Annotated in this window: 24 protein-coding genes, 1 tRNA gene and 2 pseudogenes; 18 read left to right on the top strand and 9 right to left on the bottom strand. The window is 65.0% G+C overall.

Annotated features, from left to right (window positions below; all coding sequences use genetic code 11):
• Nucleotides 1-93 precede the first annotated feature (93 nt).
• From AC6I6X_RS12685 to AC6I6X_RS12650, 8 genes and pseudogenes are all read left to right on the top strand, one after another.
• The gene (locus tag AC6I6X_RS12685; protein ID WP_497930884.1) at nt 94-672 is read left to right on the top strand and encodes a DUF7344 domain-containing protein; all 579 of its coding nucleotides are present in this window, start codon (nt 94-96) and stop codon (nt 670-672) included.
• Nucleotides 673-750: 78 nt separating this feature from the next.
• A complete protein-coding gene (gene hpt / locus AC6I6X_RS12680) occupies nt 751-1,317 on the top strand; it encodes a hypoxanthine/guanine phosphoribosyltransferase (protein WP_265110424.1) in 567 nt (188 codons plus the stop codon).
• 516 nt (nt 1,318-1,833) lie between these two features.
• A complete protein-coding gene (locus AC6I6X_RS12675; protein ID WP_497930883.1) occupies nt 1,834-3,558 on the top strand; it encodes an ABC transporter substrate-binding protein in 1,725 nt (574 codons plus the stop codon).
• 37 nt (nt 3,559-3,595) lie between these two features.
• Complete coding sequence (locus AC6I6X_RS12670; RefSeq protein ID WP_497930882.1) at nt 3,596-4,543, top strand: ABC transporter permease; 948 nt, start codon at nt 3,596-3,598, stop codon at nt 4,541-4,543.
• Between the two features lie 2 nt (nt 4,544-4,545).
• Complete coding sequence (locus AC6I6X_RS12665; protein ID WP_497930881.1) at nt 4,546-5,583, top strand: ABC transporter permease; 1,038 nt, start codon at nt 4,546-4,548, stop codon at nt 5,581-5,583.
• Nucleotides 5,584-6,633: an ABC transporter ATP-binding protein gene (locus AC6I6X_RS12660; protein ID WP_497930880.1), complete on the top strand. Its 1,050-nt coding sequence runs from the start codon at nt 5,584-5,586 to the stop codon at nt 6,631-6,633.
• A pseudogene (locus tag AC6I6X_RS12655) lies at nt 6,630-7,595 on the top strand (ABC transporter ATP-binding protein); the annotation flags it as partial. The gene AC6I6X_RS12660 and the pseudogene AC6I6X_RS12655, both read left to right, overlap by 4 nt.
• Nucleotides 7,596-7,716: 121 nt before the next feature.
• On the top strand, nt 7,717-8,241 hold the full coding sequence (locus AC6I6X_RS12650) for a DUF7974 family protein (RefSeq protein WP_497930879.1): 525 nt from the start codon (nt 7,717-7,719) through the stop codon (nt 8,239-8,241).
• A 323-nt stretch (nt 8,242-8,564) separates the two neighbouring features.
• Here the strand turns inward: AC6I6X_RS12650 and AC6I6X_RS12645 are convergent.
• From AC6I6X_RS12645 to AC6I6X_RS12625, 5 genes are all read right to left on the bottom strand, one after another.
• Nucleotides 8,565-8,639, bottom strand: a tRNA-Met gene (locus AC6I6X_RS12645).
• Between the two features lie 66 nt (nt 8,640-8,705).
• A complete protein-coding gene (locus tag AC6I6X_RS12640; RefSeq protein WP_497930878.1) occupies nt 8,706-9,152 on the bottom strand; it encodes a GtrA family protein in 447 nt (148 codons plus the stop codon).
• Nucleotides 9,149-9,391 (bottom strand): hypothetical protein, encoded by a 243-nt coding sequence (locus AC6I6X_RS12635; RefSeq protein ID WP_497930877.1) that lies wholly within the window; start codon nt 9,389-9,391, stop codon nt 9,149-9,151. Before AC6I6X_RS12635 ends, AC6I6X_RS12640 begins: the two co-directional genes overlap by 4 nt.
• A gap of 117 nt (nt 9,392-9,508) precedes the next feature.
• Entirely contained in the window at nt 9,509-9,775 is a 267-nt protein-coding gene (locus AC6I6X_RS12630; RefSeq protein WP_250141043.1) for an HAH_0734 family protein, read from the bottom strand.
• 73 nt (nt 9,776-9,848) lie between these two features.
• Nucleotides 9,849-13,142, bottom strand: coding sequence for a nitric-oxide reductase large subunit (locus tag AC6I6X_RS12625; RefSeq protein ID WP_497930876.1), 3,294 nt, complete (start codon nt 13,140-13,142; stop codon nt 9,849-9,851).
• A 176-nt stretch (nt 13,143-13,318) separates the two neighbouring features.
• Between AC6I6X_RS12625 and AC6I6X_RS12620 the strand changes: the two genes are divergently transcribed.
• Genes AC6I6X_RS12620 through AC6I6X_RS12600 form a run of 5 tightly spaced genes read left to right on the top strand, consistent with a single transcriptional unit; the run spans nt 13,319 to nt 15,529 of the window.
• The gene (locus AC6I6X_RS12620) at nt 13,319-13,600 is read left to right on the top strand and encodes a 50S ribosomal protein L44e (protein WP_250141044.1); all 282 of its coding nucleotides are present in this window, start codon (nt 13,319-13,321) and stop codon (nt 13,598-13,600) included.
• 5 nt (nt 13,601-13,605) lie between these two features.
• A complete protein-coding gene (locus AC6I6X_RS12615) occupies nt 13,606-13,779 on the top strand; it encodes a 30S ribosomal protein S27e (protein ID WP_497930874.1) in 174 nt (57 codons plus the stop codon).
• Entirely contained in the window at nt 13,776-14,576 is an 801-nt protein-coding gene (locus tag AC6I6X_RS12610; RefSeq protein ID WP_497930873.1) for a translation initiation factor IF-2 subunit alpha, read from the top strand. Before AC6I6X_RS12615 ends, AC6I6X_RS12610 begins: the two co-directional genes overlap by 4 nt.
• Complete coding sequence (locus AC6I6X_RS12605) at nt 14,576-14,755, top strand: RNA-protein complex protein Nop10 (RefSeq protein ID WP_497930872.1); 180 nt, start codon at nt 14,576-14,578, stop codon at nt 14,753-14,755. The genes AC6I6X_RS12610 and AC6I6X_RS12605 overlap by 1 nt, the downstream gene beginning before the upstream one ends.
• Nucleotides 14,756-14,761: 6 nt before the next feature.
• On the top strand, nt 14,762-15,529 hold the full coding sequence (locus AC6I6X_RS12600) for a proteasome assembly chaperone family protein (RefSeq protein ID WP_497930871.1): 768 nt from the start codon (nt 14,762-14,764) through the stop codon (nt 15,527-15,529).
• A 139-nt stretch (nt 15,530-15,668) separates the two neighbouring features.
• On the opposite strand, the gene AC6I6X_RS12595 is transcribed toward AC6I6X_RS12600, so the two are convergent.
• A complete protein-coding gene (locus AC6I6X_RS12595; protein WP_497930870.1) occupies nt 15,669-16,448 on the bottom strand; it encodes a DUF7839 domain-containing protein in 780 nt (259 codons plus the stop codon).
• Nucleotides 16,449-16,597: 149 nt separating this feature from the next.
• Between AC6I6X_RS12595 and artA the strand changes: the two genes are divergently transcribed.
• From artA to AC6I6X_RS12580, 3 genes are all read left to right on the top strand, one after another.
• The gene (gene artA / locus AC6I6X_RS12590; protein ID WP_497930869.1) at nt 16,598-17,641 is read left to right on the top strand and encodes an archaeosortase A; all 1,044 of its coding nucleotides are present in this window, start codon (nt 16,598-16,600) and stop codon (nt 17,639-17,641) included.
• Nucleotides 17,641-18,369, top strand: a complete 729-nt coding sequence (locus tag AC6I6X_RS12585; RefSeq protein ID WP_497930868.1) for a metallophosphoesterase — start codon at nt 17,641-17,643, stop codon at nt 18,367-18,369. Before artA ends, AC6I6X_RS12585 begins: the two co-directional genes overlap by 1 nt.
• 269 nt (nt 18,370-18,638) lie before the next feature.
• Nucleotides 18,639-19,088: a CBS domain-containing protein gene (locus AC6I6X_RS12580; protein ID WP_497930867.1), complete on the top strand. Its 450-nt coding sequence runs from the start codon at nt 18,639-18,641 to the stop codon at nt 19,086-19,088.
• A 99-nt stretch (nt 19,089-19,187) separates the two neighbouring features.
• Here AC6I6X_RS12580 and AC6I6X_RS12575 read toward each other — a convergent pair whose 3' ends face one another.
• Together AC6I6X_RS12575 and AC6I6X_RS12570 are read right to left on the bottom strand one after the other, a co-directional pair.
• Nucleotides 19,188-20,489: an NAD(P)/FAD-dependent oxidoreductase gene (locus AC6I6X_RS12575; protein WP_497930866.1), complete on the bottom strand. Its 1,302-nt coding sequence runs from the start codon at nt 20,487-20,489 to the stop codon at nt 19,188-19,190.
• 99 nt (nt 20,490-20,588) lie between these two features.
• Nucleotides 20,589-20,723 carry a transporter gene (locus tag AC6I6X_RS12570; protein WP_497930865.1) on the bottom strand — a complete coding sequence of 45 codons (135 nt, stop codon included), beginning with the start codon at nt 20,721-20,723 and terminating at the stop codon, nt 20,589-20,591.
• Nucleotides 20,724-20,823: 100 nt separating this feature from the next.
• Here AC6I6X_RS12570 and AC6I6X_RS12565 point away from each other — a divergent pair, with 100 nt between their 5' ends.
• Nucleotides 20,824-21,618: an N-acyl homoserine lactonase family protein gene (locus tag AC6I6X_RS12565; RefSeq protein WP_497930864.1), complete on the top strand. Its 795-nt coding sequence runs from the start codon at nt 20,824-20,826 to the stop codon at nt 21,616-21,618.
• Between the two features lie 73 nt (nt 21,619-21,691).
• On the top strand, nt 21,692-22,150 hold the full coding sequence (locus AC6I6X_RS12560) for an acyl-CoA thioesterase (RefSeq protein ID WP_497930863.1): 459 nt from the start codon (nt 21,692-21,694) through the stop codon (nt 22,148-22,150).
• 57 nt (nt 22,151-22,207) lie between these two features.
• Here AC6I6X_RS12560 and AC6I6X_RS12555 read toward each other — a convergent pair.
• Nucleotides 22,208-22,393: pseudogene (locus tag AC6I6X_RS12555) on the bottom strand (ABC transporter ATP-binding protein); the annotation flags it as partial.
• Nucleotides 22,394-22,510: the final 117 nt, after the last annotated feature.

Raw genomic sequence — 22,510 nt, 5'->3', positions numbered from 1 at the left:
GCTGACGGGTCAGGAGAATTATATAGGTGGCGTTCCTGCCACGAATTAATGGGTGTACGACCGGATTCGACCGGCGCGACGAGGTGATCTGTGGTGGCCCAGCAACAGCAAAGCGAACCCGACGGCCCTCTCTCGAAAGGCGAAATCTTCGAAGTTCTCAGGAACCAGCGGCGGCGCTACGTGCTCCAGTTTCTGAAACAGGACGGTCGACCCGTCGAACTCGGTGATCTCGCCCAGCAGATCGCCGCCTGGGAGTACGAGACCACCCTCGACGGCGTCACGCCCGAACAACGAAAGCGCGTGTACACGACGCTCCAGCAGACGCACCTGCCGAAGATGGACTCGGCCGGCATCCTCGAGTTCGATTCCGATCGGGGGGTCATCGAACCGACCGATCGGACGCGGGACATCAGCGTCTACCTCGAGATCGTCCCCGGAAGCGAGTTCGCCTGGCGGGAACTGTACCTCTCGCTCGGCGCGATCAGTTGCGCGCTCGTCGCCGCGCTGTGGCTCAGAATCTATCCGCTGACGCTGCTGTCGGATCTGACGTGGGCGGGGGTCATCTCCGTCACGTTCACCGTGACGGCGATCGCCCACATCTACCACGAACGGAACATGCGCGTCGGTCAGGGTAACCAGCCGCCGGAACTGAGCTACAGAGCCGACGACTGACCGCGAGCGGTGTGTGGACGTCTCACGTTTGCTCGTCGGTATCGTCAACTTTTACTCCGCTACCGACCGATCCACGGCATGGATCAGTTGAAACGGTCGCTTCTCGAGGCGCCGATCATCGAGAAAAACGGATACCACTACTTCGTTCATCCGATCAGCGACGGCGTTCCCAAACTCGATCCGGGTCTGCTGCGCGAGATCGTCATTCGGATCATCCGCAAAGCCGAACTCGAGAACGTCGATCGCATCGTCACTCCGGCCGCGATGGGCATCCACATCTCGACCGCGGTGTCGCTGATGACCGACATTCCGCTGACGGTGATCCGCAAACGGCAGTACGGGCTCGAAGACGAGGTCGCGATCTCTCAGAAGACGGGCTACTCGGAGAACGAGATGTACATCAACGACGTCCGCGAAGGCGAACGCGTCCTCGTCCTGGACGACGTGCTCTCGACCGGTGGCACGCTCGCGTCCGTGCTCGACGCGCTCAACGAGATCGGTGCCGAGGTCATCGACACGGTCGCGGTCATCAAGAAGGTCGGCGGCGAGAACAAGGTCGACGACGCCGGGTATCAGGTCAAGACGCTGATCAACGTCGACGTCGTCGACGGCGAGGTCGTCATCGTCGACGAAGAGGGCGATTAACGATCGGTTGGCTTCCCCTACGACGCTCGGCCTGGAATCACGACGCAGAATTTGGGTCGACTCCCGACCCGTCCTGTGTTAGAGAGTCGTACGTCCCACTCGTCACCGGGCGGATTCTCACTCTTGACGGCGGTCTCGTGGGACGATCGTTGGGCCTTCTGTACGGCCCCATCATTAGTTCCGTTTGATCGGAATTTGACCGACCCGACGTCCGGTGATCGCCTGTCATTTCGGTTGTGGTCGGAACCGGTGGTCCGACGCGATCGGGGGGATGACCTGAACACGTACAGTCCCCTTCGAAGGCGTAATGCCGACCTCTCGAACTGGTAGTTTGCTTTTCCGCTTCACACAGTTTCCTATTTCTTGAAGCAATTAGTGATTTTCACTCGAGATTGTATCATGGTTACCTGTATATCGATACGCCCCTTCCCTTTTCCAACGGTATATTAAACGGGGTAAGAATTGCTTGGAGGGGAAGCAATACATATTTATATTTGTGATTCACATGTCGTATCCATGGTGCGGGATCACACGCAGACGGAACGGACTGTTAACCGACGAAAACTCCTCCAAGGCATGGGTGGTGCCGGCGCCGTTGCACTCGCCGGATGTCTCGGCGGCGAAAGTGACGAGGATGGTTCAAACCAGGATCGAGCCCTCGAACTCCTCGAAGAGGGCTTCGAGGAGGCGGACTTCGAACCGCCGTACGAAGGCGACATCATCACGAACGAGTCGCCGGAACGCGTCCAGTGGGTGGAAGTCGTCCAGCAGACGCTCAACAACACCGAGTACTTCGATCTCGGCCTCCAGCAGTACGAGTGGACGACCTACCAGGAAATCCTCCTCACCGAGGAGTCGGCCGACGAGAACGCGATCGCCGCACTCGGCTGGTCCGCAGGGTACGACCCCACCGCCTACGTGAACTTCATCCTCCGATCCGATTTCCACACTCCCGCGTGTTGTAACACGAACCACTACTCCAACGAGGAAGTGGACGAACTCATCACGGATTTGCTCCGCGGCTACGCCGTCAGCGAACGCACCTCCGACGAGCGGGTCCAGAAGGCGCGGGACCTCCAGAAACTCCTCGCCGAGGAGTCCCCGCTCTCGTTCATCCGGACGTCCGAGGAGTACGTCGCGTACAGTGACGACGCGATCAGCAACTGGGTCGTCTCGCCGTTCAACTCGACGCTGTTCTCGGCCGTTTACAACGTCTACGCCGACACCGGCATCTCGTTCGGCGACCCCGAAGACGACGGCGAACTCAAGGCCGCCGTCGGTGCCGACGTCGCGAACTTCGATCCGACCCAGCAGAACGACACGACGTCCACCCAGGTGACCGTTCCCCTCCTCTACGAGGGGCTCGTGGGAACGGACTACAACGGCGAACCCCAGCCGTGGCTCGCCGAGGACTGGGAGGAGATCGACGAAACGACCTACCGGTTCACCCTCCGCGAGGGCGTCCAATTCCACAACGGCGAGGAGCTGACGGCCGAACACGTCAAGGCGTCCATGGAGCGCTACGAGGGAACGCCTCGCGCCGCCGACGTCTTCGACTGGCTCGGCGAGGACGGCGAGATCTCGGTCATCGACGATTACGAGGTCGAGATCAGTCTGAGCCAGACGTACGCGCCGTTCCTGCTGAACGTCGGTAACGCCCTCATCGTCCCGATGGCCGGCATCGAAGAGGAGTACGGCGGCGACAAGGTCGTCGACGACGAGGACGTCGTCATCGAAGGCGTCGACCTCCAGGAGGAACCGATCGGGACCGGCCCGTACCAGCACGAGGAGTACGAGGCCGAGGAACTCTACCGCGTCTCGCGATTCGACGACCACTGGTACGACGGCTCGAACGAACTCGCCGCCGAACCCGAACCGGACTCGATCGTCTACCGCGTCATCGTCGAGTCCTCGGTTCGCCGCAGTGCGCTCGAGAGCGGCGACGTCCACATCGCGGAACCGCCGGCATCGTCGCTCGAGGACCTCGACAGTCAGGACGGCATCACCTCCGACCGGACGGTCGCCGGCGGGTTCGACTACCTCATCCCGCCGCTGCAGTTCGAACCGTTCACCAACGCGAAGGTCCGACGCGGCCTGACCCTGCTGCTCCCGCGCGAAGCCATCATCGAGAACGTCTGGAACGGCGTCGGCGAGGAAACGTACAGCCCGATTTCGTCGATGGTCTCTCCCGACGAGTTCAAGGTCTCTAACGAGGACCTGATCGAAATCCTCGAGGAATAGGTTAGCCGCTGAGTACCCTCTCCGCCGTTATCGATACATGAGCTTATCACGATACATACTGAAACGCATCCTCGTCTCTATCCCCGTCCTGATTGGGGTGTCGATCGTGTCGTTCGCGCTGGTGCAGATGATCCCCGGCGACCCCGTCGACTTCATGTTGCAGTTCGCGACGGTCGACGCGGAAACGGAGCAACAGCTCCGCAACGATCTCCACCTGAACGAACCGATCTGGAAACAGTACCTGTTGTGGGCCAGCGACGCCGTCGTTCTCGACTTCGGTGAGTCCGTTATGTCTGGTCGGGACGTCTCCAAGGAGATTCTCGCGCGACTCGATCACACGCTCGCACTCGGAGCCATGTCCTGGCTGATCGGAATGGGTGTCGGCATTCCGACGGGCATCATCGCCGCAGTCAAGCGAGGGTCGACCGCCGACGAAGTCAGCCGGATCGTCGCCCTGCTCGGTATCGCGACGCCGAACTTCTGGCTCGGGCTGATGTTGATCCTCGTCTTCAGCGTCAAACTCGGCATCTTCGGTGCGATTCCACCGGATGCTCCGCTCTTCAGCGTCGCGAAACTGAAGTACATGATACTGCCGGCGGTGACGATCGGGACCGCGTCCGCGTCGCTGATCATGCGCCTGATGCGCTCCTCGATGCTCCAGGAACTCAACAAAGACTACGTTCGGATGGCCCGCGCGAAGGGGCTCAGCGAGCGAACCGTCATCTTCAAACACGTGCTCCGCAACTCGCTGATCGCCGTCGTGACGGTCGCAGCGATTCAGATCGCGTTCATCATCAACGGCGCGGTCGTCATCGAACAGGTCTTCACCTGGCCCGGTCTCGGGCGACTGCTGGTCAGATCGATCTCCCAGCGGGACTTCCCGATCATCCAGGCCGGCGTGTTGATGACCGGTGTATCGATCGTATTCGCCAATCTGCTGGCGGATATCGTGTACTCTTGGCTTGACCCACGGATCAGGTACTAACGATGCAACAGACACAACGAGAGACGACGACTCAGCGAGGACGAATCCGGGTCTCCGGGTTCGACGCCGATCGCGTACGCGATCGAGAAGACTTCTCCGAGTGGGAAGCGAGCGAATCGGACGGCGGCACGAGCAGGCGGGAGTACGCCTGGCGACGCTTCAAGAGCAATCGACTGGCGATGTTCAGCGTCGGGCTCCTGACGCTGATGACGGTGACGGCCGTGTTCGCACGACCGATCGCCGTCGACGTGTTCGGCACGTCGGTCACGTTACAGCCGATCTCGCTCACGCCGTACGATCCCTCGGGGATGTTCATCGGCCCGTCGAACGCCGCGCCGTCGCTTTCGTACCCGTTCGGCACGGACTGGGCTGGACGGGACGTGCTCTCGCGCGTCCTGGTCGGAACGAGATACAGCCTCACCATCGGTCTCATCGCCACGTTGCTGGCGCTGTTTATCGGCATTCCGCTCGGTTCCATCGCCGGCTACTTCGGCGGCTGGATCGACGAGACCATCATGCGGGTCGTCGACGTTCTCTACGCGTTCCCGTTCCTCGTGCTGGCCATCGCGGTGATCGCGGTGCTCGGTCAGGGATTCTGGAAGATGATCCTGGCCCTGACGATCACCGGCTGGATCGGGTACGCCCGTCTCATCCGCGGTGAGGTGCTGAGCGTGAAAGAAAACGAGTACGTGCTCGCGGCCAAAGCCCTCGGTGCGACCGATCGGTCGATCATCTTCCGGCACGTCGTCCCGAACGCGATGGCGCCGGTCATCGTCCAGGCGACGCTGTCGATCGGGACCGTCGTCCTCTCTGCAGCCGCACTCGGCTTCCTCGGACTCGGTCTCACGCCGGGGACCCCCGAGTGGGGGACGATGCTCTCCGAAACTCGCGATACGATCGCCGACGGCTACTGGTGGGTGTCGGTCTTCCCCGGCCTGGCCATCGTCGTGTTCGTGCTCGCGATCAACCTGATCGGTGACGGCATCAACGACGCGCTCGACCCACAGGGAGACACTGCAACGAAACAGAGGATGCAATAAATGGCGCTACTCGAAGTCAACGATCTAGTTACGCAGTTCTACACTGAGGACGGAACCGTTCGCGCGGTCGACGGCGTGAGCTATCAGATCGATCGCGGGGAAAAGTTCGGTGTCGTCGGCGAGAGCGGTGCCGGCAAGAGCGTGACGAGCCTGTCGGTCATGGGGCTCATCGAGAGTCCCGGCGAGATCGTCGACGGGGAGATCCTGTTCAAGGGGGAGAATCTCCTCGAGAAAAGCCCCGAGGAGATGCGCCGCATCCGGGGGAACGAGATCGCCATGGTGTTCCAGGACGCGGAGACGGCGCTCAACCCCGTCTACACGGTCGGCGAGCAGATCGCCGAGGGGATCCGCACGCACAAGGACGTCTCGGAGCAGGAAGCCAAAGAGCAGGCGATCGAGATGCTCGCCGAGGTCGGCATCCCCGACCCCGCGGAGCGATACAGCGACTACCCCCACCAGTTCTCCGGCGGGATGCAACAGCGTGCGGTCATCGCGATCGCGCTCTCGTGCGATCCCGACCTGCTCATCTGTGACGAGCCCACGACCGCACTCGACGTCACGATCGAGGCACAGATCCTCGAGTTGCTCGACGAACTGGCCTCGGAGTTCGACACGGCGATCCAGCTCATCACGCACGACCTCGGCGTCGTCGCCGAAATCTGCGATCGCGTGATGGTGATGTACGCCGGTCAGGAAGTCGAGAAGGCGCCCGTCGAGGACCTCTATTACGAGCCCAAACATCCCTACACGGTCGGGCTGATGGGGTCGATCCCCCGCATCGGGGACGAACGCAATCGACTCGATACGATTCCGGGAACGATGCCCGACCTCGTCGAGGTGCCGCCGGGTTGTAGTTTCCACCCGCGGTGTCCGTACGCCGAGGAGGCCTGCAGTCGAAAAGAGCCCCAGCTCGTCGACACCGACACCGGGGATCCCACGGACGCGGACGACAGCACGGAACACGCCGCGTCGTGTCTGGCCTACACGGGCGATCTCGAGGGTGAACTGTCGTACCAGGTCGAAGTCATGACGGACGGAGGGGACTCATGAGCAGCCAACCACTCGTTCGGACGGACGGACTGACGAAGCACTACAGCAGCGCGGACGGGTTCCTCGATCGCGTGCTGGGCAACCAGTCGTGGGTTCGCGCCCTCGACGGCGTCGACCTCGAGGTTCGCGAGGGCGAAACGCTCGGGCTGGTCGGCGAATCCGGCTGCGGGAAGAGTACGCTCGGTCGAACGCTCCTCCAGCTAGAAGAGCCCACGGCGGGCGACGTCTACTTCAAAGGCGAGAACGTCACGGATCTATCGGGATCGAAACTCCGGGAAAAGCGCCGGGAGATGCAGTACATCTTCCAGAATCCCTTCGCCAGCCTCAACCCGCGGCTGACGATCAACGACATCGTCGGCGAGGCGCTCGACATCCACGGGATCGCCGAGGGCGAACAACGGGACGCTCGCATCGCGGAAATCCTCGATACGGTCGGGTTGAAGCCGAGCCACGCCAACCGCTATCCGCACGAGTTCTCCGGCGGCCAGCGACAGCGGATCGGCATCGCTCGCGCGCTCGCGGTCGACCCCGACTTCATTGTCTGTGACGAACCCGTCTCCGCGCTCGACGTCTCCGTGCAGGCACAGATCCTCAACCTGCTCGAGGACCTCCAGGACGAGTTCGGCCTCTCGTACCTGTTCATCGCGCACGACCTCTCGGTCGTCGAACATATCGCCGATCGCATCGCCGTGATGTACCTCGGCGAGATCGTCGAAGTCGGGACGGCCGAGGAAATCTTCACGCCGCCGTATCACCCCTACACGCACGCACTGCTGTCTGCGATCCCGGAACCCGATCCGCTCTGGCAGGACGATCGCGTCATCCTCGAGGGGTCGGTTCCGTCGCCGCTCGATCCGCCGAGCGGGTGCAAGTTCCACACGCGCTGTCCCATCGCACAGGAAGACTGCAGCGAGTGGGAGACACACCCGGACCTCGAGTCCGTCAGTGGAACGCACGAAATCGCGTGCCCGTACCACGAGATGATCGAAACGGACGTCTGATCGCCGTTCGAGTCTCCGACGTTCGATCCGTTTGCGTGTCGAAACGAAGATTTCTTGCGCGGTAGCTTCCTACAGTGACCCAATGCGTCGTATCTACGAGTCCGACGCGCTCTCGCGGGACGACGAGGACCCGTTCTCGCCGAGCGAATCCGACGAGCGCTCACGGAAGATGATCGACTGGGAGGCGGCCAGCCACGCGTTCCTCCCGGTCTGGCTCCGCGACCGCGCGGTGAGCGTTGACCTCGAGACGGACAAAGACGAGTACGCGCCGGACGAAGCGGTCCGCTGGCGGGCGACGTTTCGCAATCGCTTCCCGTTTCCCGTTCGCATCGTCACCGAGTCGCCGGAACTCTGGCGGTGGTCGGTCGACGGTATCGCCCGTGCGAGCGAAGTCCCGTCACGGGTCCCGGACCGAACTAGCGTCATCAACTTTTCTCGTAGCGAACGCAAGGTTGTCGAACGGCGCTGGACGCCACAGATTCAGGTCACGGAACGCGAGTGGAAACCGCTCGAGTCCGGTACGCACACCCTCTCTGTCGCCCTCAACGTTGATCGGCCCGTCGAACGCAACCTCGCCAGCGAAACGACCTTTACGATTTCGCCGTAACACGTCGGTCGCCCGCGATCGGAATCGGCCGGCGGACGATCGCTATGGTTCTCGCGCGGGAGCGTCGAAAGTAGCGGGAGGTGGATTTGAACCACGCCCACGTCGCTCCCTTCGGTCGCTCGTGGTCTCCTTCAAATCTTCTCGTCGTATTTTCGACGCTCACGACACTCGTCACTCCGTTCCTCGTTGTTGTTCGCGTCGAAAGTAGCGGGAGGTAGATTTGAACCACGCCGAGACGTGCTCACTGCGTTGCGCGCGTCTCGTCTGGTTCAAACTCCCACCGTGCTATACTTGCCGTTCGCGAATTAGCTCGCGGCAAAATATAGCGGGAGGTAGATTTGAACTACCGATCTGCGGGTTATGAGCCCGCCGGAATCTCCTGGCTATCCCATCCCGCTACCAGATTATACCCGAGTGCCCTAGTTAAGGGTTGTGATTCGACCGCCGTATGTGGGTTTCTACCGTTAGTCCCGATGAACCCGCCACGTGAACAGGCTCTCGAAGGTGTAATTGACGACAAATCCGACGCCGATGCCGATCACGTTCGCGAGCAGATAGAACACGTCGAACAGGCTCACCAGTCCCCAGTACACCGCGAGCGTCACCAGAAACCCGGCGAATCGGACCACGTACGATCGGCCGAGCCGAGTGCCCAGCGCTCGCGGCGACGTATCGCCGAACGACGCGAACGTCCACACCTCGTTGATCGCGAAGATGACCCCGACGGCGAGCACCCAGGCGACGACCTTCGCGAGGAGGAATCCGGCGTCAGCCAGTTCGACGAGCGCGAGGAGAACGCCGTTGTCGACGGTCGCGCCGACGACTCCGACGCCCGCAAACTGGCCGAACCGGGCCGTCGAGATCAGCGCACGACCCCGCGTCCGGATGGCGTCGGCGAGCGAATCGCTCATCGTCGGGGGGCCGACCTCGCGGGTGCGTCCATCGCGGCGCTCTGGTCTCGATTACCGTCCGTCCGCCCGATCGCGAACCGGCGATCGCCGCGTGGATCCGGTTCCTCCGGTGGCGCGCCCGGCAGAGACCGGTCCCGAGTTCTCGACGCGGTCCGATCGATCGCCGTGCTGCCGTCGGCGCGGAACGGGTCGACGTTCGGACGGAACGCGGGCGTGACGAGACCGACCGTCCGACTCATTCGTATCGGACTGTCTAGCTGTAGGACGAAAAACGTTCGGAGACTGATACGGCCCGCTGAACGTCAGTGCCGGCACACGCGTCCCGTCTTCGGGTGGGACGGGACGTCGGTACTACCCTAGATTGCGAGGTCGCCTTTCGGACGAACGACGCTCACCGCGTCCGCATCGACCCGATCGACGTCGAGGAAGTGCGGCTGGTAGTTGCGCTTCTCGAAGTCCTCGAACTCGTCGTCGGTGCCGACGGTACACCAGAGCTGGACTTCCTCGGGACCGTGGTACTCGCCGTTGCGGTTGATACCGAAGCAGACGACCTCCTCACCGTCGTACTCGATGATGGCGCCCTTCCGGATCCCGGGGTCCCCGTGGATGATGAGCCGCTTCATGGCCGCGAATTCGGAAGAGAAGGGAGTAAGCGTTTCGGAGTCCGTGCCGCCGCGAGCGGCGACGATCGGCCGGCTAGCCGGACGCCGCCGAGTGCCGCCGGGCGGCCACCAGGTGCCGGATCGCCCCCGCCGTGAAGGCGAGCGCGCCGAGGATCATCGGCGTGTCGCCGAGCGTCCGCGCCCACAGGAGCGTCTGGACGTGGTCTTGCTCGTAGAACTCGAGGTCCCGCGCGGCGGCGTAGCCGTCGCTGTAGGCAGTTCCAAGCTGGAGGAACCCGATCGGGAGCAACGACGCGACGGTCATGACCACGAGTCCGACGTTGGTCAGCCAGAACGCACCGCGGAACCACGTCGGGTCCCAGGCCGATTCGGGCGTGACGACGCGCAGGATGTACGTTCCGAGGCCGAGCGCGAGCAGGCCGAACGCGCCGAACGTCGCCGTGTGGGCGTGCGCGACGGTCAGGTAGGTGCCGTGCTCGTAGTAGTTGATTACGGGCAGGTTGATGAAGAACCCGAGCACCCCGCCGCCGACGAAGTTCCAGACGCTGCTGCCGACGATGAACAGCAGGGGCAGGGTGTAGGGGAAGGCCTCGCTCTGGGCCGACAGCGATCGGTACTCGCCGAGGCTCCGGTAGAGGACGAACACCAGCGGGACGAACTCGAGCGTCGAGAACGTCGTCCCGATCGGGACCCAGACGTCGGGGAGACCGACCCACCAGTAGTGGTGGGAGACGCCGACGATGCCGGCGGCCATGATCGCGAACACCTCGAAGAGGATCGCCTTCTCGGCGTCGGGTTTCTCGATCAGGTCCATCGAAACCAGCGCGGCGGCGGTCACGGCGGTGACGAAGAACTCGAAGACGCCCTCGACCCACATGTGGACGACCCACCAGCGCCAGAACTCGGTCACCGCGACGTTCGTGTCGGGCGTGTAGAGCATGCTCGCGGCGAACAGCAGCGCGATCGAGCCGCCGGCGTAGGTCACGAAGTGGCCCAGCCCGGTCGGGGGTTCGTCCAGCCGGCGGACGGCGCGGAGCACCAGCCCGGTCCAGCCGGCGAAGCCGGCGAGCAGGCCCAGTTTCCAGACCCGACCCACTTCCAGGTACTCGAGCCCCTCGGAGCCGAGCAACCACCAGAGATCCCCGTCGTCGCCGTCGCCGGCTCCGGGCGAGCCGAACGCGCCGCGGGTGCCGAGCCAGACGCCGGCGAACGCCCCGACCGTGATCGCCACGAGCACGCCCAGCAGTGCCGTCGCACCCGCTGCCTGCCAGGGCGGGTCGCGATCGCTGAACAGCCCCGGCAGGAAGAGCCCGCCGGCGAGCCACAGCGTCGTAATCCAGAGGATTCCGAGGTTGACGTGCCAGGTGCGTCCGACCGAGAACGGCACCAGCGAGACGACGTCGATCCCGAGCGCCTCGCCGATGCCGTAGAATCCGGTCCGTTCGACGTAGTAGTGGGCCAGCAACGCGCCGACAAGGGCCTGTGCGACGAACAGCGCGCCCGCGACGGGGACGTACCACGCCGCAGCGTACTGGGTCGGCGTGATCGACACCGTATCGGGGCCGGGGACGTCGACGAGTTCCGTCGTCGGTTCCGCGACGTCGAACGCGTGGTAGGCCCAGACGCCGACGCCGCCGCCGGCGATGAGCAGGACGACGCTGATCGTGCTCCAGACCAGTACCTGGCCGGTCGGCCGGTTCCCGCTTTCGGGCACGTGCGGCCAGTCGTTCGTGAACGAGTGATCCGACCCGGGCCGGTTCGTGTGGGCCATCCACGCCGTCCAGCACGCGAAATCGGCGATCCGTTCGGCCTGGGCCGGCGTGTCGACGTACCCCTGCGGGATGCCGCGCTCGGGAGCGCCCCCGTAGTACCGATCGACGTACGCCTCGCGAATCCGGCGGTGAGCGTAGACCTCGGCGGCGGTGTACCGAGCGATCGAGCCCTCGGGCGCGTCGCCGTCGAGTTCCCGCTCGACCCGCTCCTCGACGACGGCCCGGTCCTCGGGATCGAGTGCTTCGAACGACTCGACCCCGCGATCGCGGGCGTAGTACTCCCGCATGAAGTCGGCTTTCATGTCCAGCGCGTCGGCCGTGAGATCGACCCCGAAGTACGAGCCGTTGCCGAGGATCGACCCGTGGCTCATGAGGCCGTTCGCCTGGAACGCTTTCTTCCCGAGGCGGACCTGCTCGTCCGTCACGATCGGCTCCCCCTCCGGGCCTCGGATCTCGTCGGGGATCGGCGGGGCCTTCTTCCGAGAGAGCCACGCACCGAGGCTCATCGCGACGAGGTTGGCGACGAACAGCGCGACGAGCGCCAGTGAACCGGTCGACTTCGAACGAACTGTCTCGAGATCGAGGTCGCTCGCCGCTCCCGTCCGTATCAACACCGGGACCAGTTCTCGGAGGAGGCGATCGACCGGCACCTCCCCGTCGCCAGCCTGAAGCAGATTCGTCGCCAGTGACGCGACTGCGGGGTCGACGCCGCCGTCGTCCGCGAGCATCGTCGTCGCGGCGATCGCCGTCGCGACGGCAGACCGGACGCTCCTCGCCGACCCATCGGTTTCCGTCGCGGCTGACGGGCCCGTTCTCGGTGCGGTCGCGTCGGCCGACGCCTGCCCGCCCCGCGCTGTCGCGTCTGGATCCGTTCCCCCGGACGATCCGGCCTTCGCCTGTGCCGTCTCGACGGTTTCCAGGTTCGACTCCAGGGCCCTCACGAGCGGCCCCACGTCCTCGAGTAGGAGGCGTTCGAAGTCGTGTGCGGCTTCGATCGCGTCGCGCTGGAGCAGGTCCTCGACGACGTCGTCGATCGGCCGGTCCGCAGTCCCGGCCAATCGATCCCGGAGTACGGGCCACGCCGCCGCGATCGGATCGTCCGCGGCCGCATCCGACCCGTCGATCGAACCCGAACCGGGATCCGCGTCCGTCCCGGCTAGATCCCCCGTCAGAACCGTTTCGAGCAATTCCGCCGGGTTCACGTCCGCGCCGGTGGCCGACAGCCGGGTTCGGATCGTCTCCAGCGTCCGTTCGTCTAGCCGGTCTTGATCGAGTCCGTACCGGTGCAGGAAGTTCTCGAGGGCGCGATCGATCGGGTCCTCGAGGGTGGATCGGCGATCGGTGCCGCCGTCCTCGAGCGCTGGTCGATCGTCGAGATCCGCTCCGAGTCGAGCGAGCGAACGCTCGAACAGTTCGTCCCCGGCCCGCTGGACGGCGTCGGTCGCCCGCTCTGTCGCCGTCTCGCAGACCTGCGAGGAGAGGTCCGCGACCGCGTTGGTCCCCGATTCCAGTCGGTCCGTCACGTAGCCAGTTGGATCTCGCCGATCGGTCGCGTCACGATCGGCCGTCCCCGGCAGTATGTTCCTGAGAGCCATCGACTGCTGTCACATCCGTCGACGTCCTCCCAGACGCCGAAATCGGTTGTAGTAGTGGCCACGTCACTCGCCGGCGTCTTAATTCCGGGCCGAGACGGGAGCGCCGATCGGACGACGGCGACGAACCAAACGGGTTTTAAACGGCGCTGTCTTAGCCCACGCCAAGTGAGATAACCATGCAGATGCCACGCCGATTCAATACCTATTGCCCACACTGTAACGAACACCACGAACACGAGGTCGAGAAGGCTCGATCGGGGCGCTCCTCCGGGATGAAATGGGACGCTCGCCGCACCCGACGCAACACCGCGAGCATCGGGAACTCCGGTCGCTTCTCGAAGGTGCCGGGTGGCGAGAAGCCGACCAAGAAGACCGACCTCAAGTACCGCTGCAGCGAGTGTGGCAAGGCCCACCTCCGCGAGGGATGGCGCGCCGGCCGACTCGAGTTCCAGGAGTGATTACGATGGCAGGAAATTTCTACAGCGTCCGATGCAGTGACTGCGAGAACGAACAGATCGTCTTCGGCAAGGCCGCCACGGAGGTCTCGTGTGCCGTCTGCGGCACGACCCTCGCCCGACCGACCGGCGGGAAGGCCGAAATCGAACACGACGTACTCGAAACAGTCGAGTCACGATGAAATACAGCGGTTGGCCCGATCCCGGCGAACTCGTCGTCGGCAAGATCGACGAGATCGAAGACTTCGGCGTCTTCGTCGATCTCGAGGAGTACGAGGACAAACGCGGCCTGATCCACATCTCCGAGGTCGCGAGCGGTTGGATCAAGAACGTCCGCGATCACGTCCGCGAGGGCCAGATCGTCGTCTGCAAGGTCCTGGACGTCGACGAGGAGTCCCAGCAGATCGACCTCTCGCTGAAGGACGTCAACGACCACCAGCGCTCCGAGAAGATCCAGCAGTGGAAAAACGAGCAGAAGGCCGACAACTGGATGGGCCTCGCGCTCGGCGAAGAGATCGACGACGAGGACTACACCGCGATCGCGAACGAACTGATCGGCGCCCACGGGAGCCTCTACGAGGGCTTCAAGCAGGCCGCGATTCACGGTGAAGGCGCCCTCGAGGACACCGACCTCGACGACGACGAGATCGACGCGATCGTCGACACGGCCCGCGAGAACGTCTCGGTGCCGTACGTCAACGTCACCGGCTACGTCGACCTCGAGAACCCCTCGCCCAGCGGCGTCGACGGCATCCGCGAGGCGCTCGCGGCCGCCGAAGGCAACGGCGAGGTCCCCGAGGAGGTCGACCTCGCCGTCAGCTACGTCGGTGCCCCCGAATACCGCATCAAGGTGCAGGCTCCGAACTACAAGACGGCCGAGTCCCAGCTCGAGGCGAGCGCACAGCGGGCGATCGCCGCGATCGAGCAGGAAGGCGGCGAAGGCGAGTACCACCGCGAACGCCGAACCGACGACGAGTAATGAAATCCGACATCCGGGTGTGTTCGGCGTGGCGAGACGCCCACGATCGCCCGGTGTATACCCTTTCTGATAGCTGTCCGGAGTGCGGTGCCGACGCCGAGAACAGCGCGCCGGCACCGTTCGACCCCGCGGACCCGTACGGGGAGTACCGACGGTCTCTTAAACGTCGCCGCCGCTGATACGGTATGGACGAACTCGAGATCGACGCAGTCGCGGAGGTCGACCTCACGGATCCCGTCCTCGTCGAGGGGTTGCCGGGTGTGGGACACGTCGGGACGCTCGCCGTCGAACACCTGCTCGAGGAACTGGAAGCCGAGAGTACGCTCGTTCGCCGGGTCTACTCCCGGGAGTTCCCGCCGAAGGTGAGCATCGAAGACGGCGTCTCGGAACTCACGTGTGCCGAGATCTACGCCGTCACGGTTCCCGACGGCCGTGACATGCTCTTGCTGACGGGGGACCACCAGGCCCAGACGAACGAGGGCCACTACGTGCTGACCGACGCCTTCCTCGACGTCGCCGAGGAGTTCGGCGCGTCGGAGGTCTACGCGCTGGGCGGCGTGCCGACGGGCGAACTCATCGAGGAGTACGCCGTCGTCGGTGCGGTCAGCGACGAGTCGCTGTGCGAAGCCCACGAGGACGCCGGCGTCGAGTTCCGCGAGGACGAACCGGCCGGCGGCATCGTCGGCGTCTCGGGACTCTTGCTCGGACTGGGCGAGCGGCGCGGCTTCGACGCGGTCTGCCTGATGGGCGAGACCAGCGGCTACCTCGTCGATCCGAAGAGCGCTCGCGCCGTCCTCGAGGTGCTCGAAACCGTGCTCGGCTTCGAACTCGACTACGAGACGCTCGACGAACGCGCCGACGAGATGGAGGACGTCGTCGGCAAGATCCAGGAGATGGAACAGCAACAGCAGATGGACGTCCCGACCGACGACGACCTGCGCTACATCGGCTAGGGTCGATCGAGTTTTCACGATCGCGCTCTCGACCCCGGCGCTCGATTCTCGTTGCCGTCAGCAACCGGCGGCGGCCACTCGTCGATTCAGCGCCACAGAACCCGTTTCCGTCGGAGGACGGGGAACCCGCACCGCCCACTCACTCTTCGAGCACTTCGTAGGAGGCGCCGGCCTCACGGAGCCGATCGGTGACCCGGCCGACCTCGTCGCTCGTCGCGACGGCGGTCACGTGGAGGCCGCGTTCGGCGCCGTCGGCGGCGACCTCGCCGGCCGCGAACGTGACGACCGGGTCGACGTCGGCCCGTCGACAGGCGACGACGGCCTCGACGCCCGCTGCAACGACGCGGTCGGCGTCCTCGCAGTGTTCGACGACGGTCGAATCGTCGATCGCTCGGCTGCCGCCGGACCGAACTGTGGGTACCTGTAGCACCGTTACGGAGCCGGGTTCGAGGTCCATGACACCCTCGAAACTGGTGACGCCGACGTCGGTGCCGGCCTCCGCGTCGGTCGTCGCGACGCCGGTGGCGGGTCCCTCGTCGCCCGGACTCGCGTGAAGCAGGCCGTCCTCGACGAACAGGGAGACGGTCTCGCCCTCCTCGATGTCGTCGGTGGCCATGTAGGCGGCCTCACTCATCGCCCCGAGAACGTCGCCGGTGACGTGGTCGGCGAACCGGCGCACGTCGTCCGCCGCGCGAAAGAGCCAGTCGACGCCCTCGTTCGTGACGCGGTACCGCGATCGCCCCTCCTTCTCGACGAGTCCGTCGCCGACGAGTTCGCGAATGTACTCGCTGACGGCCTGGCTCGTCACGCCGACTTCCTCGGCGATCTCTCCCTGACTGACTGCGGGCTGGCGCTCGGCGATCTGGACGAGGATCCGGAATCGCGTCGCCGTTCGCTTGTCGTCGAGGACGTCGACCATAGGCCATCTTCTCTCGAGTGTGGCAAAAAGGTACTCGGTCGCGGGTCGTCGATCGGCACCGATCGGGTGGGCGATCGATGGTCCGCGAATCGTGGGCGTGTAACGAACGTCAAGTTGATAGCGCGCGAGTCCTTCGGTTCGAGACGACAATGTGGTCGTTCGTAACGACGCCCGGAAGCGCACCGGCCGTCGGTGTCGGGGCCGTAGACGCCGTCCCGGTGATCCCGGCCGCGGCCAGTTCCGGGATGACCGACTGGCTGGCGTGGGTCGCCATCGGCGCGTTCGTCGTCGCACTCGTCCTCCAGCGGCAGGGTCGGCTCGGTCCGGCCCGCCACGTCGCCGCGGCCGCGTGGGTCGTCTTCGGCGTCTTCTGGCTGACGATGGTGCCGTACTACTACACCGACGCCCAGAGCCCGTTACAGACCGTTCTCTCGCTCGCCGCCCTGCCGCTGTGTACCTACACGGGGTATCTCCTCTTCCGGGGACGGGACTCGCTCCTGCTCCTGTCGAAAGCGGTGATGTTCATGGGGCTGATCTACCTGCCCGCCGAGACCATCCCCGTCGTCCGGACGTGGCTGATCGAGACGACTGCCGCCCAGACCCACTACGGGATGGAACTGCTGGGGCACAGCCCCGGGCTCGTAGAGGGGCCGGAGGGCTACCAGAGCAAGTTCGCGTTCGATCCGGACGAGACCGTGACCGGCCGGACGACCTACATCGTCCTCGCCTGTACCGGCATCGGGAGCATGGCCATCTTCGGCGGCCTGATCGCCGCCGTGAAGGCACCGCTCCGCCGGAAAGCCAGCGCGTTCGCGCTCGCGGTCGGGGTCATCTGGTTCCTCAACCAGATTCGGAACGTCTTCATCGGCCTCGCGTCGCCGTGGGGCTGGTTCCAGCAGGACTGGCTGGTCTCGTTCATGACGACCTACATGGGTGCCGAGCCGAGTCGCGTCTCGTTCCTCGTCGCGCACAACTACATCGCCCAGCTGCTGTCGGTCGTCGCGCTCGTCGGGATCACCTTCCTCGTGGTCCGGATCCTCCCCGAGATACTCGAGCCGTTAGAGGACGTCCTGTTCATCCTCACGGGCACCGAGTACGACCTTCAGGAGGCGCTCAGCGGGGAGATCCGGGCCGACGGCGGCCACGCCGCGGGAGCCGAAGATAGTTCGAGTTCGAGATCGAACGACGAGTGATGACCGAGTCCGGCGTCGAGGTCGAGGTCCCGTTTTCGATCCACGATCGCGCCGTCTTCGTCCCGACGGCCGAGACACTCGTCCTCGCCGACGTCCACCTCGGCCGCGGGGCCGCCTCGAGCGTCGACGCCCCGATCGACGACGGGGCCGACGTCGTCGCCCGTCTCGAGGACGCCCTCGCCGCGACGGACCCCGAGACGGTGGTCGTCGCGGGCGATCTCCTCCACTCGTTTTCGCGGCTCCCCCACGGGGTCGAGGACGACCTCTCGCGACTCCGGGCGGTCGTCGATCGGGCCGGCGCGTCGCTGGTCGTCGCGCGCGGGAACCACGATACGATGCTCGACTCGGTCTTCGACGGCGACCCGGTCGACGAGTACCGGCTGGATAGCGAGTCCGACGGGACGACGATCGTCTGCCACGGCCACGAACGGCCCGACGGGGACGCCGATCGGTACGTGATCGGCCACGACCACCCAGCGATCTCGATCGACGGCCGCAAACGACCGTGTTTCCTCTACGGGCCGGGCGCGTACCGGGGACGCGACGTCCTCGTGCTCCCGGCGTTTACCCGCCTCGCGCGGGGGGCGACGGTCAACGGCCTGTTCGCCAGCGATTTTCAGTCGCCGCTGGTCACGGACCCCGACGCATTCTACCCGGCGGTGTGGGACGGCGCGAACGACGAGCCGCTGTGGTTTCCCCCGCTGGGGGAGTGTCGCCGGCTACTGTGAGCGCCGTTCCCGTGAGTTCCGGCCGAATCGGGGGGCGCCAGGGATTTCGATCACCGATCGGGGACCGAATACCGGTCGGGGACCGAATACCGATCGGCGGCCGGGACGACCGGAATGCCGTCTTCGGAGTGTCCAATATGTGCCGCCAACCGGGGGAAGTGAAGTCGGCTCGTGGGCGACAAAACTCGATACAATATTAGGTATTCTGGTTATTAGTGGACATATGTCCGCAACCGTTATGCTCCGGCACGTGGTAGAGTCTGTGTAACATGATCGAGACGAGCGTCGACGCTGTCCGAATCCGTTCTCCGGGGACGGTCGCGCCCGATACGACCGTGACCGAAGCTGCACGTCTGCTGTGTGACCCGACGGTTCCCGCCCTGGTAGTCCTCGACGACGGCGACGTCGTCGGGATCCTCACGGGATCCGACGTCGTCGCGCTGGTCGCAGAGTCGGACGCACGGCCGGTCGTTCGAACGATCATGTCGACACCGGTGACGACGATTTCGCCGGGAGCGACGATTCGGGACGCCGCCGAGACGATGCGAACCGCCGGCGTCACACAGCTTCCGGTCGTCGACGACGGCGTCTACCGCGGATTACTCTCCGCCCGAACCCTGGCACCGTATCTCTCTCGACGCAGTCTGGATATCGAACGCCGCCGCGAGCCGGTGCGGCGGTCCCGATCGACCCGACCGAAACTATCCGCGGGCGAGTGACTGCGAAGAACGAACCTCGCGCGGAGACGTGACCGCGAACTGACCTCGATCGCCGCTCCACGCGGGCCCGACCTGGTGCTTCCCTCCCGACACACCGACTCACCGTGACAGATCGTCGATCACGGCTTTCGCCGCCCGCAGGCCGCTCTCCATCGCGCCCTGGATCGACGACCACCGGGTGTAGTCCCCGGCCAGGTAGACCGAGCCCGCCGGATCGCGCGGGTCCGGCAACCGATCGTGGATTCCGGGCGGCTGGGCGAACTGGGCGAACTCGATCCGATCGGTGTGGAGCGGTTCGAGGTCGTCGAACCGCCGTTCGGGGTACCAGTCGGCGAGCGTGTCGCGGGTACGATCGGCCAGTTCCTCGTCGCGTTCCTCGCGCTCGCCCAGGTAGGTCGCGCTGATCAGCGTGGCGTCGTCGGGCGCGTACTCCGGGGCGACGGCGCTGTAGGGGACGACGTGGTTCGGTCCGGTCTCGGTGGCGTTCAACAGCAACCGTCGTCCCGTCTCGAGGTCCGTCCGCGCCGGCAGTTCGTAGTACTGGGTGACGCAGGCGCGCGCCTCGGTGGGGATCGACTCGACCCCCGTTAGGTCGCGAGCGGTCGGCGGATCGGTCGCGACGACGACCGCGTCGGCGGCGATCGACTCCTCTCCAGCCGTCACCGTCGTCCCACCGGCACCGTCGTCGCTCCCGTCGGCCGCGACGTCCGTCACTTCGATTCCGGTCTCGATCGTCGCGCCGGCCTCGCGAGCCTTTTCGGCGAGTTGTTCGGGTATCGCCCTCATGCCGGCGGCCGGGACGGCCGTGTCGCCCGCCGCGAGCGCCCGGAAGGTGTACTCGAAGACCCGCTTCGAGGTCGACAGCGATCGGTCCAGGGTGATGCCGCCGTAGAACGGCGCGGCGAACCGCTCGACGAAGCGATCGGAGAACCCCCGGTCGCGGAGGAAGGCGTCGATCGAGACGTCGTCCGGTTCGGCGCCGTCGAAAATCGCGTCGAGGTCGGCTCGCAGGAGGTCCCACCGGAGTCGCGCGACGCGGAATTTGTCACCGACGGAGACGTCGGGGTTGAACAGCGTCGCCAGCAGGGCGGCCGGATCGCGGATCGGATCCGAGAGCGTCGATCGGTGGTTCGGCCGGGCGATGGTGGCTCCCGGCGCGAACCGGCGCAGGTCGAGCGCGTCGAGGTCGAGTTCCCGCTGTACGGCGGGATAGGCGGTAAAGAGCACCTGGAATCCCCGATCGAGGCGGAACCCGTCCCGTTCGCGGGTCCTGACGCGACCGCCGGGCGTCTCCTCGCGTTCGAACAGCGTTACGTCGGCACCGCCGGCGGCGAGGTGACGCGCGGCGACCAGGCCGGCGAGTCCCCCACCGACGACGATCGCTCGCGGGGTCTGGGTCATGCGTAACGGTTCGGAGACGGAATACAAAACGGTGGACCCAACGGCAAACGCCCGGCCCGCGCTGGTCGAGGCGCCGCCGTCTCCGGGACTGGTCGGCCCCTAGTTGTCCGTCAGCAATCGTAGCGCGACGCCGACGAGGATGACGAGGACGCCGAGCGCCGTCGCGATCGGCGGTATCGGGACGAACAGCAGGGCGACGCCGAGGAGGATCACGATCGTCGAGGCTCTGACCATGCAAACGCATCGCCGTGACGACAGGTAGTGCTGTGCCCGGCATATACAGGACGTCGCTGTTACCCCCCACGGATAACCGACCGTCCGTCGTAACTGGCGTATGGTCGATGCAACCATCACCCCGATCGATCGCGGAACGATCACGACCGACTTCAACCACATCGTCGAGGGCCACACTGTCGGGACGGCGGCGGATCCCAACCCGGACGTGACGATGGGCGACGGGCCGGTATACAACCTCGTGATCGAGCACCCCGAGGGGACGATCCTCTGGGATACCGGTTCGCACCCCGAGGCTGATTCGGGCCACTGGCCGGCCGAACTGTACGCGGCCTTCGAACACACGGGCCTGCGCCCGATCGAGGACGACCTCGCGTCGGCGGGGTACGCCGTCGACGACATCGACTACGTGATCCAGACGCACCTCCACCTCGACCACGCGGGTGGCCTGTACGCCTTCGAGGGCACGGGGACGCCGATCTTCGTCCACGAGGACGAGTTCAAGTACGCCTACTACAGCGCGAAGACGGACGCGGGCAGCGACGCCTACGTGGCTGGGGACTTCAATCGGGACCTGAACTGGGAGATCGTTCACGGGGAGCGCGAACAGCGCTTCGAGGACCTCGAGTTCGTCCACCTCCCGGGTCACACGCCGGGTCTGCTCGGCGTCCGACTCGACGTAGACGACGCCGGGACCGTGATCCTGGCGGGCGACCAGGCCTACGTGCGGGCGAACTACGACGACGAACGCCCCATGGGTGGCGACCTGCTGTGGAGCAAGCGGGCCTGGTACGAGAGCCTGCGCCTGCTGAAAGACGAGGAGCGACGGTACGACGCCCGGATCCTCTGCGGGCACGACGCCGACGACCTCGAAACGTTACAGAACGGTCTCTGAGTGGCCGTCCGGCGACCGTGTGAGCGATCGCCGGGACCGATATCACTTTACTGATCGACGTGCCGTTGCCCCTATGGAATCCACGGACCGCGACGACGGGCCCGCGTTCCAGTCCGTCTTCGAGAACCGCGTCCGGTTCGCCGAAACCGACCTCCAGGGCATCGTCTTCTACGGCGAGTACTTCACCTTCCAGGACGAGGCGGTGACCGAGTTCTTCCGACAGATCGGCTACGGCTTCGAGGAGATGATCGATCGCGGCTGGCAGACCCACGTCGCGAACACGGAACTGAACTACCGGGAGGGGGCCGAACTGGGCGACGTCATCGAAAACGAGTTGCGGGTCGTCGAGTTCGGCACGGCGAGTTTCACCTCGGAGTACCGCGCCCGGCGCAAGGACGACGGGGCTCTCCTCGCCGATGGAACCGTCACCCACGTCGCCGTCGACCTGGAGACCGAGGAGACGGTCCCGGTCCCCGACGAGTTCCGCGAGGCGATCGCCGAGTTCCAGGGCGGTCTCGAGTCGATCGAGTGACGGCCGCGCTTCGCTCCCGATGCGGTGGCGTAGACGCCCGTCGAAAAAAAGCCGCGCTCAGTGAACGCCGACGTAGGCCTCTCGGACGTACTCGTTGTCGTGGAACTCGTCGTCGGTCCCGACGAGTTCGATCTTGCCTGTCTCGATCAGCGAGAGTCGCTCGGCGTGGCGTAACGCGAATGTCGAGTTCTGCTCGGCGAGCAGGATCGTCAGGTCCTCGGTTTCCCGGAGCGTCTCGAGCGATCCTTTCCCGGAATAAGATTTTTGTTACTCTTCTTAACTATTGTGGTTCAATATGTTACCAATTCTAATCACTCTGTTTCGATGAGTCCTTATTAAAGATGAGGGAGTGTAACAAGG

The organism is Halosolutus sp. YCN4 (genome assembly GCF_059736495.1).
The sequence above is the reverse complement of the archived record's forward strand: the minus strand, read 5'-3'. Positions and strand labels throughout refer to the sequence as shown.

Coding starts and splice junctions, on each gene's coding strand:
- hpt (WP_265110424.1), top strand. CDS start 751: ATGGATCAGTTGAAACGGTCGCTTCTCGAGGCGCCGATCATCGAGAAA.
- AC6I6X_RS12675 (WP_497930883.1), top strand. CDS start 1,834: ATGGTGCGGGATCACACGCAGACGGAACGGACTGTTAACCGACGAAAA.
- AC6I6X_RS12670 (WP_497930882.1), top strand. CDS start 3,596: ATGAGCTTATCACGATACATACTGAAACGCATCCTCGTCTCTATCCCC.
- AC6I6X_RS12665 (WP_497930881.1), top strand. CDS start 4,546: ATGCAACAGACACAACGAGAGACGACGACTCAGCGAGGACGAATCCGG.
- AC6I6X_RS12660 (WP_497930880.1), top strand. CDS start 5,584: ATGGCGCTACTCGAAGTCAACGATCTAGTTACGCAGTTCTACACTGAG.
- AC6I6X_RS12650 (WP_497930879.1), top strand. CDS start 7,717: ATGCGTCGTATCTACGAGTCCGACGCGCTCTCGCGGGACGACGAGGAC.
- AC6I6X_RS12640 (WP_497930878.1), bottom strand. CDS start 9,152: ATGAGCGATTCGCTCGCCGACGCCATCCGGACGCGGGGTCGTGCGCTG.
- AC6I6X_RS12635 (WP_497930877.1), bottom strand. CDS start 9,391: ATGAGTCGGACGGTCGGTCTCGTCACGCCCGCGTTCCGTCCGAACGTC.
- AC6I6X_RS12630 (WP_250141043.1), bottom strand. CDS start 9,775: ATGAAGCGGCTCATCATCCACGGGGACCCCGGGATCCGGAAGGGCGCC.
- AC6I6X_RS12625 (WP_497930876.1), bottom strand. CDS start 13,142: ATGGCTCTCAGGAACATACTGCCGGGGACGGCCGATCGTGACGCGACC.
- AC6I6X_RS12620 (WP_250141044.1), top strand. CDS start 13,319: ATGCAGATGCCACGCCGATTCAATACCTATTGCCCACACTGTAACGAA.
- AC6I6X_RS12615 (WP_497930874.1), top strand. CDS start 13,606: ATGGCAGGAAATTTCTACAGCGTCCGATGCAGTGACTGCGAGAACGAA.
- AC6I6X_RS12610 (WP_497930873.1), top strand. CDS start 13,776: ATGAAATACAGCGGTTGGCCCGATCCCGGCGAACTCGTCGTCGGCAAG.
- AC6I6X_RS12605 (WP_497930872.1), top strand. CDS start 14,576: ATGAAATCCGACATCCGGGTGTGTTCGGCGTGGCGAGACGCCCACGAT.
- AC6I6X_RS12600 (WP_497930871.1), top strand. CDS start 14,762: ATGGACGAACTCGAGATCGACGCAGTCGCGGAGGTCGACCTCACGGAT.
- AC6I6X_RS12595 (WP_497930870.1), bottom strand. CDS start 16,448: ATGGTCGACGTCCTCGACGACAAGCGAACGGCGACGCGATTCCGGATC.
- artA (WP_497930869.1), top strand. CDS start 16,598: ATGTGGTCGTTCGTAACGACGCCCGGAAGCGCACCGGCCGTCGGTGTC.
- AC6I6X_RS12585 (WP_497930868.1), top strand. CDS start 17,641: ATGACCGAGTCCGGCGTCGAGGTCGAGGTCCCGTTTTCGATCCACGAT.
- AC6I6X_RS12580 (WP_497930867.1), top strand. CDS start 18,639: ATGATCGAGACGAGCGTCGACGCTGTCCGAATCCGTTCTCCGGGGACG.
- AC6I6X_RS12575 (WP_497930866.1), bottom strand. CDS start 20,489: ATGACCCAGACCCCGCGAGCGATCGTCGTCGGTGGGGGACTCGCCGGC.
- AC6I6X_RS12570 (WP_497930865.1), bottom strand. CDS start 20,723: ATGGTCAGAGCCTCGACGATCGTGATCCTCCTCGGCGTCGCCCTGCTG.
- AC6I6X_RS12565 (WP_497930864.1), top strand. CDS start 20,824: ATGGTCGATGCAACCATCACCCCGATCGATCGCGGAACGATCACGACC.
- AC6I6X_RS12560 (WP_497930863.1), top strand. CDS start 21,692: ATGGAATCCACGGACCGCGACGACGGGCCCGCGTTCCAGTCCGTCTTC.